The sequence below is a fragment of the Paraglaciecola mesophila genome (genome assembly GCF_009906955.1).
In the GTDB taxonomy this organism is placed as follows: domain Bacteria; phylum Pseudomonadota; class Gammaproteobacteria; order Enterobacterales; family Alteromonadaceae; genus Paraglaciecola; species Paraglaciecola mesophila_A.
Genome location: NZ_CP047656.1, coordinates 3,081,007 through 3,098,219 on the forward strand (window position 1 = coordinate 3,081,007; position 17,213 = coordinate 3,098,219).

The 17,213-nt window shown below is 44.0% G+C and carries 11 protein-coding genes; 7 read left to right on the forward strand and 4 right to left on the reverse strand.

All coding sequences use genetic code 11. The annotated features are described in order from the left end of the window. Nucleotides 1-52: 52 nt before the first annotated feature. Nucleotides 53-907, forward strand: a complete 855-nt coding sequence (ilvY, locus tag FX988_RS13325) for an HTH-type transcriptional activator IlvY (protein ID WP_160180503.1) — start codon at nt 53-55, stop codon at nt 905-907. Here ilvY and FX988_RS13330 read toward each other — a convergent pair. From FX988_RS13330 to FX988_RS13340, 3 genes are all read right to left on the reverse strand, one after another. Next, entirely contained in the window at nt 897-2,117 is a 1,221-nt protein-coding gene (locus tag FX988_RS13330) for a PepSY-associated TM helix domain-containing protein (RefSeq protein WP_254700609.1), read from the reverse strand. The genes ilvY and FX988_RS13330 overlap by 11 nt on opposite strands. A 111-nt stretch (nt 2,118-2,228) precedes the next feature. Continuing rightward, the gene (locus tag FX988_RS13335; protein ID WP_160180504.1) at nt 2,229-3,743 is read right to left on the reverse strand and encodes a YifB family Mg chelatase-like AAA ATPase; all 1,515 of its coding nucleotides are present in this window, start codon (nt 3,741-3,743) and stop codon (nt 2,229-2,231) included. Nucleotides 3,744-3,840: 97 nt separating this feature from the next. Then, on the reverse strand, nt 3,841-4,461 hold the full coding sequence (locus tag FX988_RS13340; RefSeq protein ID WP_160180506.1) for a trimeric intracellular cation channel family protein: 621 nt from the start codon (nt 4,459-4,461) through the stop codon (nt 3,841-3,843). A 442-nt stretch (nt 4,462-4,903) separates the two neighbouring features. Between FX988_RS13340 and ilvD the strand changes: the two genes are divergently transcribed. Together ilvD and ilvA are read left to right on the forward strand one after the other, a co-directional pair. Then, nucleotides 4,904-6,751, forward strand: coding sequence for a dihydroxy-acid dehydratase (gene ilvD / locus FX988_RS13345; RefSeq protein ID WP_160180508.1), 1,848 nt, complete (start codon nt 4,904-4,906; stop codon nt 6,749-6,751). Continuing rightward, a complete protein-coding gene (gene ilvA, locus FX988_RS13350; RefSeq protein ID WP_160180510.1) occupies nt 6,751-8,301 on the forward strand; it encodes a threonine ammonia-lyase, biosynthetic in 1,551 nt (516 codons plus the stop codon). Before ilvD ends, ilvA begins: the two co-directional genes overlap by 1 nt. A 73-nt stretch (nt 8,302-8,374) precedes the next feature. On the opposite strand, the gene plsB is transcribed toward ilvA, so the two are convergent. Then, on the reverse strand, nt 8,375-10,810 hold the full coding sequence (gene plsB / locus FX988_RS13355; RefSeq protein WP_160180511.1) for a glycerol-3-phosphate 1-O-acyltransferase PlsB: 2,436 nt from the start codon (nt 10,808-10,810) through the stop codon (nt 8,375-8,377). A gap of 443 nt (nt 10,811-11,253) precedes the next feature. Here plsB and FX988_RS13360 point away from each other — a divergent pair, with 443 nt between their 5' ends. The 4 genes from FX988_RS13360 to FX988_RS13375 are packed head-to-tail and all read left to right on the forward strand — an operon-like array spanning nt 11,254 to nt 17,213. Then, entirely contained in the window at nt 11,254-11,667 is a 414-nt protein-coding gene (locus tag FX988_RS13360; RefSeq protein ID WP_160180513.1) for a DUF2207 domain-containing protein, read from the forward strand. Further along, nucleotides 11,660-13,870 carry a UDP-forming cellulose synthase catalytic subunit gene (bcsA, locus tag FX988_RS13365; RefSeq protein ID WP_160180515.1) on the forward strand — a complete coding sequence of 737 codons (2,211 nt, stop codon included), beginning with the start codon at nt 11,660-11,662 and terminating at the stop codon, nt 13,868-13,870. Before FX988_RS13360 ends, bcsA begins: the two co-directional genes overlap by 8 nt. After that, complete coding sequence (locus tag FX988_RS13370) at nt 13,867-16,164, forward strand: cellulose biosynthesis cyclic di-GMP-binding regulatory protein BcsB (RefSeq protein WP_160180517.1); 2,298 nt, start codon at nt 13,867-13,869, stop codon at nt 16,162-16,164. Before bcsA ends, FX988_RS13370 begins: the two co-directional genes overlap by 4 nt. Next, a complete protein-coding gene (locus FX988_RS13375; RefSeq protein WP_160180518.1) occupies nt 16,161-17,213 on the forward strand; it encodes a glycosyl hydrolase family 8 in 1,053 nt (350 codons plus the stop codon). The genes FX988_RS13370 and FX988_RS13375 overlap by 4 nt, the downstream gene beginning before the upstream one ends.

Here is a 17,213-nt window from a genome sequence, read left to right on the forward strand (position 1 = left end):
TTTGCAATTTTGTATTTCATATTTTGCAATAATGCTTTGGCAAGGGGGGAAGATGGATATTCGTAGCTTGGAATTGTTCCAACATTTGGCCAGTAGTTTACACTTCAGCAAAACCGCTGAAGCCTTATTCGTCAGCCCTTCGACCCTAAGCCGCGTCATTCAGCGTCTAGAAGAAGACTGTGGAACGCCTTTGTTTGTAAGGGATAATCGTAAAGTCAAATTGACTGCTGCTGGGGCAAAGCTATTGCGTTTTTCTCAGCAAACCTTGTCTGAATGGAAAAAAGTAAAATGGGAGCTGCAACAAGATCATGAGCAGATACAAGGGGAATTGAGTTTGTATTGTTCAGTGACCGCTAGTCAAAGCCACCTGCCCCAACTACTCGATAGCTTTCGCCATCAATACCCGCAGGTAGAAATTAAACTGAATACGGGTGACCCTGCGCTTTCTGCTAGCAAGGTGATGAAGCAGGAAGTGGATGCGGCGATAGCCATTCATACCCCTGACTTTCCCTCAGATTTGACGTTTTTACCCCTTGGTGAGGTACCGCTGCTGCTTATTGCACCGAAAGAAACTCAACTAACACGATTAAGCCAAGTGGATTGGCGGGAGCATTCAGTTATTCTTCCTGATTCAGGACCATCGAAACGGATAGTGCATCACTGGTTTGCTGAGCAGGGTATTCGCCCGCGTGTTTATGCCACGGTTGCGGGTAACGAAGCAATCGTAAGTATGGTGGCATTGGGCTGTGGCCTGGGCATAGTGCCGGAAATTGTGCTGGATAATTCGACAATCAGTCAACGAGTCAATCGTATTCGCCTAGATGATATCGAGCCCTATCAAATTGGACTTTGTTGTATTAGCAAACGGCAAAGGGAGCCTGCTATTCAAGCGCTATTTAACTGTTAGTCAGCTTTGATTGAGTGGGATTTAGTTTTCGATTAGTACGTATTCGCCAGCGCATAAACCCAAGTAAGAACAATAGCAAAACAGCTGAGCCTATAAGCAGCCAGAAAACGCGTAGTACTATGCCACCAGCACTGCCATCATGCAGCGCATGCAACCAGCCTTTAATGATGTTTGCAGTGCCATAATCCCAGGTTGAAAAAATATCAATGACCGCTGCCGATTGTGCATCCACTTTAACAAATGTGTTGGGAAAACGCGTTGATGGATCACTAGGCGTTTGAAACCTAAAGGTAAAATATCTTGAGGAAAGCCCCGTATTATCAGGCGTTTGGATCCAAGCGAGGCCTAGCTTAGTCTGTTGATTGTTAAAGCCTTGATACGTACTTAAATGAAAAGTTACTGCGCTACGGGCGGCTAAAAGCGCCTGTTCAATACTGATGTTTTTATCCGTTGAATTGGGGTGTTCAAGCACGAGTTTTTTAGCTGATTGTACGGGCTCAAGTAACTGGCTTAGCATGAAGTTTGTTTCTTTGGGTAAAGCCAGCATTACCCCAGTTATTATCAGCACAGAAAGTGGAATAAAGCTTATTAACCCTAGAACTTTGTGCCAATCGTAAAGCCGCCCTACAGCAGAGTTTCGAGCTTTAAATTTAATAGATTTGCCCCACTGCCCTTGTTTCGGCCACCAAGCCACCAATCCGCTAAGCAGCATGATGAGGGCGGCCAAACCCATATAACCAATGAGCACGGTACCAGTTTCGCCAAAGAGTAATGTGTAATGTAAATCGTATAACCAAGTGACCAAATAATGGCCCCAATAACCTTGGCGAAGTACTGTGTTTCCATCATGGCTAACCCATACCATTAAAGGGGCAAACCCTTCATTTCGTGTTTCTGATGGGGTGTAATAACGGGCTGAGATCGGCCTATTACTATCATTTACTTCTATTCGCCAAGCGCCATTTTTATCTGGGTAGGCGGTATTCAGCGTGGCGAGAGTGTTATCCCAAGTCGTATCTGTGGTGGCTTGTTTACGCTCAAGTACAGGGTGCAACCAAGCATCGATTTCAACATAAAAAACCAGCGCAGCACCAGATAAACAGATCACAACGAGCAACAGACCTAAACTCAAACCTAACCATAAATGGAGTCTTCTGGCGTATTTTCTAATGGGAATTGAATGCAATGTGTAACCTGTGGCTGGGCTCAATAAACAAATTCGTTATTGGGGGTCCCGCTGTTTTTCGGGCGCTATTCCTAACCCTAAGAATAACGTGAATGAAATTTATAACTCAACGAGCAATTGCCTTTAATTCCAAAATTAATTGTAAGCAAGTTGCGCCAACATACGGTCAAACGCCCGATAATTTAGCGCTTCAGCTAAATGCTGACGGGTGATTTGGGGTTGGTTAGCAAGATCTGCTATGGTCCGAGATACCTTTAGCACTCTATGGTAGGTGCGCAGAGATAAGCCGAGTTTTTCTACCGCGTTTTGCAAAAAACGTTGGTCCTTAGCTGAAAGTTGGCAGTACTCCTGCACCTCTTTACTGCCTAGCATAGTGTTGGGTTTGTGGTTGCGTTTTAGGGCAATATTACGCGCAAACACTACTCGTTCTCTAATTTCCTTGCTGGAACTGCCCCGTGTTTTTACTTGTTCTGAGAATTCGTTGCCGTTGAGTTTAGGAACATCAACTTGTAAATCAATACGATCTAAAAATGGCCCCGAAATACGATTGAGATAACGCAGTATTTGATCAGCAGTGCAGCGCCCGTCGCTTAAGCTGCCTGTTGGACTTGGATTCATCGCTGCGACTAATTGAAATTGCGCGGGAAATTGCGCTTGCCTTGCGGCTCGTGAAATCGATACAGAGCCAGATTCCAGCGGCTCGCGAAGTACATCCAGTACCTTACGGTCAAATTCCGGTAATTCATCGAGAAATAGCACCCCGTGGTGAGCGAGGGATATTTCTCCAGGTCGTGGTACGCTGCCCCCGCCGACTAGCGCCACGGCTGAGCTGGTGTGATGAGGGTGACGAAAAGCGCGCTGTTTCCAAGTTTGTGGGTTAACAGGTTTACCTACTATGGAGTGAATCGCGGCGCTGGCCAGCGCTTCTTCATCTGTCATAGGCGGTAAGATGGTGATTAAGCGACTGGCTAGCATGGTTTTACCTGTACCTGGCGGGCCAGTGAAAAGCAAATTATGCCCCCCTACTGCGGCAATTTCTAATGCTCGCTTGGCTGAGCTTTGTCCAACTACGTCTTGCAAATCCACTTCATACTCGGCGTCTTGAGAGATGTTCTTGGAGGCAAATAGCGGTAAGGTGTTTTGCTTACCTAGATGGTGAAATACATCGAGTAGTTGAGAAGCAGGAACGATTTTCGCGCCTTTTATCAGCGCAGCTTCACCGGCATTTTCCATCGGTAGTATGGCGGTGCGGCCTTCCTTAGAGCACGCGTAAGCAAACGGCAGCGCGCCCTTTATGGGGCGAATTTCACCGGATAGCGCCAGCTCTCCCACTAGCTCTATTGTGTTTAAATTTATTCCTTTAAGCTGACCACTGGCGGCGATGATACCTATCGCGATAGCGAGGTCGAATCGGCCTCCTTCTTTAGGTAAATCAGCAGGTGCGAGATTGACAGTAATACGCCGCGCGGGAAATTCAAAGCCTGAGTTTATTAAGGCGCTGCGCACCCGATCTTTTGCTTCACGCACTGAGGCTTCCGGTAAGCCTACCAAGTTGAAACAAGGAAGCCCATTCGCTAAGTGTACTTCAACGGTAATAAGGGGGGCATCAATGCCGACACTGGCTCGTGATAATACTACCGCTAATGACATAGGCAAGGCCCTTTGCGCGTCAGACTAGAATGTCATAAGGCTAGTCAAATGCACGGATTAGCGCCAATTAGTATCATTATTCAAGCAACTCGTGAGGTCAATCCATATGTTCTGGATTGAAAACAGGCAAATGCCAGTGCCATTTCATCGCGGCTAAACGCGTGGTGAGTGTGATGACAAAGCCTATGATCATGCAGCTATAGGTTGATAACCCCATATAAAATGCAGCTATATAACAGGCCCCACCAATAATACAAGCGGTGGCGTACAACTCTCCTTTTAACACTAAAGGTATTTCACGACAGATAACATCACGAATAAGGCCGCCAAACACTCCTGTCATGGTGCCTAAGGCGATTGCGATAAAAGGGGAAGCGCCATAACTCAGGGCTTTTTGTAAGCCCATAACGTTAAAAAAGGCTAAACCGATAGCATCGGCGACTTGCAGGTAGCGCAGGGGAAAACGATGGCTAATGCGCAGCCAAATAATGGTGCAAAATGCCGCGCCAAGAATGGCAAAAAAGAAGCTATGATCTTGTACCCAAAATACTGGGAGATCTAAAATGATGTCGCGAAGGGTACCGCCGCCGATAGCTGTCACTGAGGCTAGAACGACTACACCAAAGCCATCCATGTGTTTTTTATAGGCCATCAAGGTGCCCGATACGGCAAACACCGCTACGCCCATCAAATCAATCCAATGTAACCAGGTACTCATAAATTTTCTCACTATCATTTCAGGCTGAATGATACCGATAAATGATAATTTCTAAATAGCCAAACTCAGGGTTTGCGTATAAACAACGCAAAAAAAGCATATAGCATTGCTTGATCCGCTAAGGGGGTTCGTGTTACCTATATATGCAGTGACGATATACCAAATTTAAGTTAGAAATTTATCTAATGTTCTATTCCGACTCGTGCAGCAAAGTAATTATTTTGGTGACAGTGGTGGAGATCCGTTCTCCGCGGGGATAGATCTGAATTAACGTCAGACCGTTTTTAACCCCCCGCACGAAAGTTCGGGGGGTTTTTTGCTTTTAGCAACTTACTTTTCTGACATGCCCAATTTGACGACCGACAGAGGTTTTTCACGCATGACGTTTCAAATGCGACCTCTACGGATTTTTTACACTATTTTAAGTTAGAGAGAAGAGATAATGCCCAAGTTACGTTCAGCAACCACAACACAAGGTAGAAATATGGCCGGTGCTCGCGCGCTCTGGCGTGCGACTGGTATGAAAGATGGGGATTTCGGCAAACCGATTATTGCCGTATCTAACTCATTTACCCAGTTTGTTCCGGGCCATGTGCACTTAAAAGACATGGGGCAGTTGGTGGCGCGTAGCATTGAAGCCGCGGGCGGCGTAGCGAAAGAGTTCAATACCATCGCAGTCGATGACGGTATTGCGATGGGTCACAGCGGTATGCTCTATAGCTTGCCTTCACGGGAAATCATTGCAGATTCGGTTGAATACATGGTGAATGCTCACTGTGCAGATGCCATAGTGTGTATCTCTAACTGTGACAAAATCACCCCTGGGATGTTAATGGCGTCTATGCGCTTAAATATTCCGGTGATCTTTGTTTCTGGCGGTCCGATGGAAGCGGGGAAAACCAAGCTTTCTGATCAAATTATCAAATTGGATTTGGTTGATGCAATGGTTGCCGGCGTTGATGACAACGTGAACGATGAACAAAGTGGCGAAATTGAACGCTCTGCTTGCCCAACCTGTGGTTCGTGCTCAGGTATGTTTACCGCAAACTCCATGAATTGCCTCACTGAAGCGCTTGGGCTATCGCTACCTGGAAATGGCTCAATGTTGGCGACTCACGCGGATCGTGAAGGATTGTTCAAGCAAGCGGGTACCCAAATAGTTGAGTTGTGTCGTCGTTATTATCAGCAAGATGATGAATCGGTTTTACCGCGTAACATTGCAAACTTTAAGGCATTTGAGAATGCCATGAGCCTAGATATTGCCATGGGGGGCTCAACCAATACTATTTTGCATTTATTAGCTGCTGCGGTTGAAGGGGAAGTGCCCTTTACCCTAGATGACATAGACCGTTTATCACGCAAAGTACCGCATTTATGTAAAGTTGCTCCGTCTACTCCTCTGTATCACATGGAAGATGTACACCGTGCAGGTGGCGTACTGGGTATTTTAGCTGAGTTGAATCGTGCGGGCTTGTTACACGGTGATACGCCTCATGTATTAGGTAAAACTATCGGTGAAGTTATCAGCGAGTGGGATATCACACTGCCTGAAAACGCTCATGCCCTAGAGTTTTTCCGCGCAGGCCCTGCAGGCATTCGTACGACCAAGGCGTTTAGCCAAGACTGTCGTTATCCTACTGCTGATACAGACCGTGAAAATGGTTGTATTCGTAGCCGTGCAAACGCATTTAGTGAAGAAGGTGGTTTAGCCGTGCTGTTCGGTAATATTGCTGAAGATGGCTGTATTGTAAAAACCGCTGGTGTGGATGAGTCAATTCACGTATTCACCGGGCGCGCGCGTATTTATGAGAGCCAAGACGATGCTGTAAAAGCGATTCTAGCTGACGAAGTTGTTGCCGGTGACATAGTGGTTATTCGTTACGAAGGCCCTAAAGGTGGGCCGGGAATGCAAGAAATGCTCTACCCAACGACGTACTTGAAAGCCAAAGGCTTAGGTAAGAAATGCGCCTTGATCACGGACGGTCGATTCTCTGGTGGTACCTCAGGTTTATCTATTGGTCACTGTTCGCCAGAAGCTGCCAGTGGCGGTGGTATCGGCTTAGTTGAAGAAGGCGACAGCATGACAATTGATATTCCACAGCGCAAAATCGGTGTGGATATCAGTGATGAGGAGCTTCAAGCTAGACGTGCGAAAATGGAGCAAAGCGCGAATCCATGGAAACCTGCTACCCGTGAGCGTAAGGTGTCATTGGCATTAAAAGCGTATGCTCTATTAGCCACCAGTGCAGATAAAGGCGGCGTGCGCGACGCCAGTAAGTTGGAAGACTAATGACCACCAGTGCCCAAGAGTATTTAAAGAAAGTATTAATGTCGCCCGTTTATGACGTGGCGGTTAACAGTGAGTTTGTTCATTTGGACAAATTCTCTGCTGTTTTAGGCAATGATGTATGGTTAAAGCGAGAAGACCAACAACCGGTTAAATCGTTTAAGCTGCGCGGTGCTTACAATAAAATCAGCCATCTTGACGAGGCTTCTCTTGAAGCCGGCATTATTACCGCGTCAGCGGGTAACCATGCCCAAGGAATAGCGTATTGCGCCTCTCGCAAGAATATTCAAGCCACTATTGTAATGCCAGAAACCACGCCGGATATTAAAGTGGAGGCGGTGCGTAATTTTGGTGGTAACAATGTTAATGTCGTCCTTCATGGGACCAGCTTTGATCAAGCAAGCCAGGAGTCTAAACGACTAGCCGCGCTGCACGGCTATACCATGATCCCTCCGTTTGATGATCCTGATGTGATTGCCGGTCAAGGCACCATTGCCAAAGAAATGCTTGAGCAAAACCCTAACTTAGATGTTGTGTTTATCGCTGTGGGTGGCGGTGGTTTAGCGGCTGGTATGAGTGTTTATTTAAAGCAACTGAAACCGAGTATTAAGATAGTGGCCGTGGAGTCTAGTGAGTCTGCCTGTTTGCAAGCAGCTTTGAAAGCCGGTGAGCCAACACCTCTTCCGTTTGTGGGGATCTTTGCCGATGGTGTTGCCGTGAAAACCATAGGGACTGAAACATTTCGCTTGTGCCAGCAATACGTAGATGAAGTCATTACCGTCAACAACGATGAACTGTGTACCGCTATTAAAGACATATTCGATGATACTCGGGTGATTGCTGAGCCCGCTGGTGCATTATCCGTCGCGGCGATGCGCAAATACGCCAAGCAAAATGAGGTGACGGGAAAGGTCTTTGGTGGGGTGCTGTGTGGCGCTAACATTAACTTTCATACTCTGCGTTACGTGTCTGAACGCTGTGAATTAGGTGAGCAAAAAGAAGCGGTTTTTGCGGTAAAAATTCCTGAGAAAAAGGGCGCATTTAAACACTTTTGCGAGCTGTTGGGTGGCAAAATTATCACTGAGTTTAATTATCGCTTTGCCAGTGATAAAGAAGCGCATATTTTTGTCGGGGTAAAATTGCGCCGAGGCCAAGAAGAGTTTGCAGAACTTATGCGAACCCTCAGTGCTAGCAACTATCCCTGTTTAGACATGTCAGACAATGAGATGGCGAAACTGCATGTTCGCTATATGGTTGGAGGGCGACCTCCTGCTTTACTCAATGAGCATTTGTTCTCGTTTGAGTTTCCAGAACAGCCTGGGGCGCTAATGACGTTCTTAAAAACCTTAGGTGAGCGTTGGAACATCACGTTATTTCATTATCGCAACCATGGTGCAGCGGAAGGCTTGGTACTCGCTGGTTTTGATTTTCCTGATACTGAGCGGGCTGATTTTGAAGCGCACTTAGAGCAATTAGGTTATCAATACGCAGAAGAAACCGAGAATCCTGCCTACAAATTTTTCTTGTCTGATGTGAATGGGATTTTTAACTAAATCCCGCACAAAAAAAGCGTTGGGCTATTCACCCAACGCTTCAATTTCTTTCTTTGAGTTGTTTAATATTTTTCTAAATTTGCTGAAGTCGTTGCGCTATCTCAGGTGAGATTAGCTCTTCAACTGAGGTAAGCAAAGCCTCACTGGTATCTGAATGTTCCAACTGGCCCTCGCTAGATGCATTAATAAGCTCATTGTCTTTCAGAGCATGAATGAAAGTAGACAGCACGTTTTTATCGAAAAACTCTGGTGAGTTAATACCATGTAATGCCGCTAAGCGTTCTGCGAATTCACGGCTTTGCTTTTCTAAACGGCCACGACCAATGGTTTTTTCTTTTTTCAGAATGGTTAAAACCGCAGCGTAGCGCTGTAGCGTTTCTTGAATACTACGATTAAGTAACCAGAAAGAATAAAACGCTTTGCTGGTGGCTGCAGGTGGACAAAGGGCCTCACCCTCGTGTCGCAATAAGCCCATTTCCAACATGCTACTTAATAGGCGGTCTGTGTATTGCAATGCTTGCTCTTGGCTCATATAAATAAATAGCTCACGCTGCAGCAAGGGATAAAGCTGGCCCACTAGGGAAATCACTTGTGTTTTCGCCAAGCCTTTGTGCGCAAACACAATAGCGCTGACCAAGCCTGGTAAGGCGAATAAGTGCAGGATATTATTGCGATAATAGGTCAAGGCTACCGCGTTTTTACGTTTTAACGAAATAATTGTGCCAAAGCTATCTTGCGTCACTTCGAGCTTATTAAGTTTTAATGTGCTCTCCACTAGGGCTTTGCCATCGGCTTGTGGAATGCTAGACAAGTCGCTAAAGGGGGCATCTTTTAGCAAGGCTAAATAGTCATCTATTGCACGTTCCAGTTCATCTTGCGCCATGGCATGTTTTTTCGCTGAGAGTAAACACATGGCGCACAGTGACATACCACTCACTGCTGCAGCCTGGTTGATACGTCCCATTACATCATTTGCCAAGGTATTGACCACTGGGGTCAACCATCGCGGCTTTTTGTCGGTTTCTAGATTTTGTGATTCGCGCCACTCAGGTACTTCTTGGTCTAAGAAATTGCTTAAATTAATTGGATCACCAAAGTTTAGAAAGCCATTCCCGTAATTTTTCAGTTTTCGTATCGCAGAAAAAACCTGAAAAAAGGATTCTTTCTTTTTATCTGTACCTTTGAGTTCCTTTAAGTAGCTAGACACTTCCATGACATGCTCGTAGCCAATGTACACAGGCACAATACTCACGGGGCGGTTGATTCCTTTGATTAGTCCTTGTAGCGTCATGGCGAGCATACCTGTCTTAGGAGGAAGCAAGCGACCTGTGCGGCTGCGGCCACCTTCAGGATAGTATTTTACCGAATATCCCTTATTGAACAGTAGCTCTAGGTACTCTCTGAATACGGCGGTGTACAGTTTATTACCGGCAAAACTACGGCGTAGAAAGAACGCCCCGCATTTGCGTAAGATACCACCGATAGGCCAGAAATTGAGATTGATCCCTGCAGCGATATGCGGAGTAACTAGACCTTCATGATAGATAACATAGGTGAGCAGTAGGTAGTCCATGTGGCTGCGATGACAAGGCACATAGATGATTTCGTGACCGTTTTGTGCCAAAGCGCGGACTTTATCCGCGTGTTTTACTTCTATGCCGTTATAGACCTTGTTCCAGATCTTGGTTAATAAACGGTCGCCAATTCGCACCAAGCCTTCACGGTAGTCAGCCGCGATTTCATCTACGTACTTTTTGGCTTTGGCTTGTATTTGATGGTTTGACTGCTTTTTACTTTGAGCTTCATCACCTATCGCTTGGCGCACTGAGTCTGCCCCTAGCACGGCATTATATAGCTCTTGTCTTTCCAGCAATGTTGGGCCGATCAGGTTTTGACGTCGACGATGGAAATGGGTGCCAGCTAAACGGATCAGTTTGTGACCAATCTCTTCGTCGCTGCCTTTTAGATCTGCCATGGTACGTGACGAAACGGCTTTGCTGTAGCATACGAAATTATCTCGGCCTAAAAATAACACTATAAAAAACTTTCGCAGCCAACTCGGAGACACTTGGTTAGCAATAATATCTGACCAGCCTGAAAATGTGCGCCCTGGTGCCCTGCCCCAAAAAATGGACACGGGAACGATTTGTAAGTCTAGCTCGGGGTGTTCTCTATGAATATGAAAGAGCTTGGTGACGTCATCTGCGATGTTGGTAATTTTTACTTTTCTCGTCAAAACTGAGCGAGGTTGCTGCAAAAACAAGCAAGCAGGTAATTCTTTTCCTTCTACCTCGATGGCGTCTGTAGGCTTTGGTAAACCAAGTGCTTGAGTTGACTTTTTCAAAGCAAATTGGTCGGTTACCGAATGGGTGCGTAACAAATAAATAATAGGCTTTGTGGTGTCGATCCCAAGTTCAGTCGCGATGTCTGTGGGAATGCTATTGACCTTTACCAGCCATTTCAGAGGGACAGAAATAATTGTTAGCAGCAGTTTATGCAGCCATGCCATAAGAGTGATACCTAGATAGTGAAAGACTCCAATAGGATACCACGTTATTCACGTTTTCCACCTAGCGCAAGCGGTTTACAGGTCAGATGTCTCTTCGTCTCTGCACACTATTCCTTCGTTGAATTTTGGCTTGAAGTTTTCTTTAAAATATAACTTCAAATCAAGAATCACTAATAAGTTATGAAATTATATAACTATGAGGCAGTTCACATACCAAAGTTTTAATTAAGAAAACTAGTCAAATCGAAAGTAAAAGCTATTTTGAAGGCTATAATTCACCATAAAGGCTAATATGAAGCCAATGCTGCATTTGCTATTCTTTTTACCAGAAAACGCCCAAGGCGATTTTCTATCTGGAAATGTGAAATCCAATTTACCTATGCTCTTAGGTGTTAGAAAATTTGATTTTTTTGCTTTATTCCATTTTAAAAGAAGCTGAATATATGAATTTAAATAAACAAAGAATAGATATTTATCATGACTTCAAATCTGAAGGCGTTTGGAAAAAACGACTTGGCGAGTTTGTTAGTTCGGAATTCTCAATGAAGAAATTTAAATTGGTATATGCAATTAGTCTGGCGACAATTGTTTTAAGTTTAGGGATTTTGGTTTTTAGCCTTTTACTAAACCAGATTGTAGCAGATTGGTTTTTTGTTTCTCTTTGTGCCATTGCGGTCACTTCTATCGTGATATTTTTATTTAATTTGCCCCTGGTTAAATTAAGCGAAAATCACCGTAATGAATTATCTAAATTGTTTTTTGAAGAGTATATCAATATTGAATTTTATGATGGCTACCTTCAGCTTAGAGACAGACGTAGCTCAAGAGTTGTGCATCAATTAAAATATCATGAATAAAACTCGGGTCGATTCCTCATCGCTGCCGAAATCTAATACTAACGTATTGGTTTCGGTTATTTTGAAAATCGGCCTGCTTATTTGTTGTATCTTATTCTTTTTTGCCGCATTTGTTCCCCTAGATTCGTTTTCCCAGTTATGTATTTCAATCGGTATTATCGCCATTGTGTATGCAGCCTCTTCTGAATCGTTACAGCACCATAAATTACGCTATTTTTTTCGAATATTTGCGCTAATTCTAGGTTCCATTTTATCTGTACGTTATTTAGTTTGGCGTGGTTTTCACACATTAGAAACAACCGAAATTATCTCTCTTGTATGCATGTGGATTTTATTCATAGCTGAAATATATGCTGGAATTATTCATTTGTTGGGGTGTTTTATTAATGTGTTTCCATTGAATCGGCCTGAGCTGCTGCTAAAAGATTACAGCGCTGATAAAATTCCAACGGTTGATGTCATGGTGCCAAGCTACAATGAACCGGAAGATTTATTAGAAATTACACTTCGCGCTGCACTGCTACTCGAATACCCACGGGAAAAGCTGCATATACATCTGCTCGATGATGGTGGTACAGAGCAAAAAATCAATCAAAAAGATAAACAAGCTGCAGCTCAAGCATTAGCTCGTCGCCATTCTCTGCAGCGCTTGTGTAAAAAGTTAGGTGTTCAATATCATACTCGTGAAAAAAATCTGCATGCTAAAGCAGGTAATATCAACAGTGCTTTGGGGCACACCGACAGTGAGTTGATCGTTATTCTAGATGCTGATCATGTGCCTACCACTGACTTTTTAGAGCGAACCGTTCCATGGATGATTGTTGATGAAAAGGTCTTTTTGGTTCAGTCCCCCCATTTTATGGCAAACCCAGACCCCGTCGAGCGTAACTATTTTTCTGCTTTTACTCGTATGCCATCTGAAAATGACATGTTCTATGGGGTGATTCAAAAAGGACTGGACTTTTGGTCTTCGTCTTTCTTTTGTGGCTCTGCAGCAGTGCTCAGACGAGAATGTTTAGACTTAGTTGGAGGGATAGCCGGTGATTCAATTACTGAGGATGCCGAGACCGCGTTAGAGTTGCATTCACTGGGATATAAATCGGTATATGTAGATAAACCAATGATTAGCGGCTTAGCGCCAGAAACGTTTGCTTCTTTCATACAGCAAAGAATTCGATGGGCGCAGGGAATGGCTCAGATCCTGATCTTAAAAAAACCTTTTTTAAATAAAGGCTTATCTTGGTACCAAAAATGCGGCTACATGAGCTCCATACTATTTTGGTTGTTTCCGTTTGCCCGCTTAACGTTTTTGTTGTCTCCGCTAGGGTACTTAGTCTTTGGATTGGAGCTTATTCAAGCGTCGATTTTAGATGTGTTTGCTTACACCATTCCCCACGTACTTATTACCTTTCGTCAAACGAATATGCTATTTGGAAAAAACAGGTGGCCTCTGGTCTCTGAGTTATACGAAATATTGCAATGCACCTTCATATTTCGCGCACTCATAACGGTAGTCAAAAACCCAACTCAGCCCTCATTTGTTGTCACTCCTAAAGGCGAAAACCTTGACGAAGATTATGTTTCGTCTTTGTCGAGTATATTTTATTGGCTATTAATATTGCTTGGAATTGGCAGTGTGGCTGGTGTTTATGAGTTCTTTGCTAGTCCCCTGACAAGAGAGCTAACAGCGATCGTTTTTACTTGGAATAGCTTCAATTTTATTCTTTGTTTAGGGCTACTTGAAGTACTTATAGAGAAAAAGCAGCTGCGTAAACACTCTCGGTTACCTGCCTATGACAAAGTAAAAATGAGTCACGCGAATGGCACTGTGTACGCTGGGCACTTAGTGGATATGAGTGTGGAAGGGGCACGGCTAAATATAGATTGCAATGAGACCTTTTCTGACAAAGTGATTATGTCTTTATATACCAATGCCCTAAATGAAGAGATTCAACTCACGTGCTCAGTACGCTATCAAAATGTACATACCGGAGATGTCAGAGTTGCATTCGACGTGGCCAACGATAATGAGAAAAGCAAGGTTGTTGCCCTGACCTTATGTGATAGCTCCCGTTGGGAAAGCTTTCAAAAAAGACGGACTAGGCAAATCTCCTATTTCTATGGCCTGCGCCATGTATTGAGCGTAAGCATCACACCTATTTTCAAACATATTTATATGAAGTTTAAACAGAGGTACCAATGAAATTGCATCTAACAACCTTTTTTAGCCCTCTTTGTTTACGTATTGCGACCTGTTTATTCGGCATATGCTGTTTCAATGCTTTTGCTCAGAATACGCACGAATTTCGTTTAAGTGAGTTTTACGGTGGCAACGCCATCCTTAGACTCCAAGGAGGGAGCGCAAATGGTGATATGAGTATTCCACTTTCACCTTTAGTCAAAGTGACGTCTGCAAAACTGCATTTAGAAGCCATTTCCTCTATTGCATTAAAGGAAAAACGCTCAGTTTTAAATGTACGTTTTAATAACGCTACTATTGGGCAAATTGCCTTTGATTCATCTCGTCCTGAGTTCACAGCAGATATTGAGATTCCTTCTTCACTTTGGCGCAGTGAATATAACGCTTTAACCCTGGTAGCCAGTCATTTTGCTGAAGCGTGTCAGGCGCCTGGGGCACCTGATTTATGGAGTGAAGTGAACTTATACGAGTCATCTATTACAATTAACACTGAGCGCGTTGTCGATAATTTGAGCTTGCAAGCATTATCCAGTTTCTTTCATCCGGGTGTGGGAAGTCAACGCAGCGTGAAGCTATTTACCATCAAAAATGATGCTTTTGAGAAAGACATCGAACGTCAATCATTGCCTGTTATCGCACAAGGCCTCGCGTTGCGAAAGCAATATCAAACCTTAGAGTTTGAACATATATCTCAGTTGCCACAGCAGGCTGACTTAGCGTTGAGCGAACGATTAGAAACAGATACCGCAATGGCACGCTATAAGTACAGCAGCTGGTATTTAGGGAAAAAAAACAATCAAGATCTTCATGTTTTAGTAGGAACCCAAGCTGCTTTGCGTGCCTTTTTGCCTGACACCATCATCAATGACATCAAAGGTCCTTTCCTTAAAATACAAAAAACACCCAGTATTCGCATTGGGGATCGCACAATCGTTGCTGCACAGAATCGGTTAATCGTATCGGGCTTAACTGCGAAAGAGGTTGTACAAGCATCGACAGTGCTAGCCTATATGGATGATAGCCTTAACCCTGACGACCAAATCAATATACTTAGCGAACAAAATCTTACTTCGTCTTTGCAGACTAATGTGACACTCCAACCCGGTGAGGCATATTCATTTAGGCGCATGGGCAATGGGGATAGCACGTTTTTCGGTGCCGGTACGTTTAGCAAAAAAGTCGAGGTACGTCTTCCTGCAGATTATTATGTTGCAGAAAGTGCCAATGTGAAGCTGGCGTTGAACTTTGGCTATGGTGCAGGCTTTGGTGCTGGTTCCATTCTTAATATTTTGGTCAATGACGAAATCATTCATGGCTTAGCATTAGAGGAAATTAACGGTCGTTCATACCGAGAATATTTGTTGTCTATTCCTGCTAGATATTTTAATGGTGGTATTAATCACATCGAATTTAGTGTCAACCAAGCTACGGTTCCTCAGATAGGAGAGTGTGCTAGCGCAAGCGGTGAGTACTTGCGTTTCTATTTAAGTGGGGATTCAACAATTTCAATCCCTGAATCGGTCTTTATTGCCAAGCAACCCGATTTAAAACTACTGGCTCAAACAGGGTACCCGTTTGCACGGTTTACTGAAAGCGAAGATACAAATATTTATATTTCACAACGGGACATGCTCTCAAGTGCATTGACCATCGCAGGAAAAATGGCACAGTCTGCTGGAAATTTGGTGCCTAGCATTGAGGTTGTTAATGGGGTGCCAGAAGTATTGAGCAGCAATGCCATGGTGTTGGCTCAGCCTGATGATTTGAGTGAAAACTTATTTAGCAATGTTTCTGCTTCTATTACTAACGTTAAAAAGTGGCCCTATCGCTTACAAAACGAATTGTTTAATCGGGTGTCTGGGGATACTTACAACGCCTACTTGCGTAAGCAAGGTGCATTAGAGTTCACATTAGAAGAAAGCTCGTTAGGGGAGCTTGCTGTACTGGTGGGTTCAAAGAATCCCACATCGAAAGAGTCTGGTACGCTGTTTTTTATTGTCGCAGAGAGTTCATCTGTACTTAGTAAACGGGTTTCAGAGTTGGTTCAAGGGCCTCTTTGGGGACAGTTATCAGGTGATTTTTTTGCATGGGACAATAGCGAGTCACCACAAATTATAATGCAAGTCTCTCGTACCTATGAAGTTGGTCAAGCAGATACGATTTCTGAAATAAAGGCGTGGTTATCAAATAACCCTTGGTATTGGCTAATCGTGGTGTTCTTACTCGTCTTACTTGCTAGTTTTATTACGTATGCACTCATAAAAAATAGAAATGAAAAACTTAAGGAGCAATGGTGAGCTTTTCGGTAAAGGTAGGACTTGCTATTTGTGTGGCCGTTATTGCCTTTTTTGTACTGTATTCAAATGAACGCAAAGATCCCAGTGTGTTTGATAAAAATTGGCAGCAATACAAAAAGCGATTTATTGAAGATGGCCGGGTGGTAGATACCGGCAATCAGAATATCTCGCACAGCGAAGGTCAGGGGTACGGGCTATTATTTGCAGTAGAAGCGGATGATGAGAAAGGCTTTGAAGCACTCTGGAACTGGACACAAAGCACCTTGCAGCGTTCAGATAAACTGTTTAGTTGGAAGTATGTCCCTTGTGAGCGCCAAGATGTTAGTTGTATCACAGACCCTAATAATGCAACCGATGGCGATATTCTTATTGCATGGGCGCTGCTGCTTGCTGCACAGAAATGGCATAACGAAGAATATATGCTGGCCAGTAAAAGCATCTTATCCGTGATTGAACAAAAATTGATTAAACAGGCAGACGGTTACACACTTTTATTGCCCGGAGAATATGGTTTTGTGAATTCAGATGGAAGCATTCAAATTAATTTATCGTATTGGGTGTTTCCTGCCCTTGTGGCTTTTTCTGAGGTGACCGACAACCCAGTTTGGTCGGAGCTTTATCGCTCAGGTAGAGTCTTACTGGAAAAAGCTCGATTTGGACGGTGGACACTGCCTTCTGATTGGGTGATTTTGAATGACAGGGAGTTTTCGTTAGCTGAAGCATTGTCAGCAGAATACGGATATAACGCTGTTCGTATCCCGATTTATTTGGTGATGGCGGATGATCAGCAAACACAGCTACTCGCACCGTTTTTAGCATTTTGGAAACAAGCTGAAGTGCCTGCAACGGTGAACTTACAAGACGGAAGTGTCGCCCCCTATCCATACTCTGAAGGTATGCGAGCAATCGCGATGACAACCCAGAGTTATACCGACAAGAGAAGCAAAGAAAAGCTGGATTTACCACATGTTTCAGCTGATACAGATTATTATTCTGCCAGTCTGATTTTGCTCGCACTTATGTCGCTTTCAGCTGAATCTCTCGACTGA

Bases quoted from the DNA above. Each gene is read 5' to 3' on its own strand.
- ilvY (WP_160180503.1), top strand. From the start codon at position 53: ATGGATATTCGTAGCTTGGAATTGTTCCAACATTTGGCCAGTAGTTTA.
- FX988_RS13335 (WP_160180504.1), bottom strand. From the start codon at position 3,743: ATGTCATTAGCGGTAGTATTATCACGAGCCAGTGTCGGCATTGATGCC.
- FX988_RS13340 (WP_160180506.1), bottom strand. From the start codon at position 4,461: ATGAGTACCTGGTTACATTGGATTGATTTGATGGGCGTAGCGGTGTTT.
- ilvD (WP_160180508.1), top strand. From the start codon at position 4,904: ATGCCCAAGTTACGTTCAGCAACCACAACACAAGGTAGAAATATGGCC.
- ilvA (WP_160180510.1), top strand. From the start codon at position 6,751: ATGACCACCAGTGCCCAAGAGTATTTAAAGAAAGTATTAATGTCGCCC.
- plsB (WP_160180511.1), bottom strand. From the start codon at position 10,810: ATGGCATGGCTGCATAAACTGCTGCTAACAATTATTTCTGTCCCTCTG.
- FX988_RS13360 (WP_160180513.1), top strand. From the start codon at position 11,254: ATGAATTTAAATAAACAAAGAATAGATATTTATCATGACTTCAAATCT.
- bcsA (WP_160180515.1), top strand. From the start codon at position 11,660: ATGAATAAAACTCGGGTCGATTCCTCATCGCTGCCGAAATCTAATACT.
- FX988_RS13370 (WP_160180517.1), top strand. From the start codon at position 13,867: ATGAAATTGCATCTAACAACCTTTTTTAGCCCTCTTTGTTTACGTATT.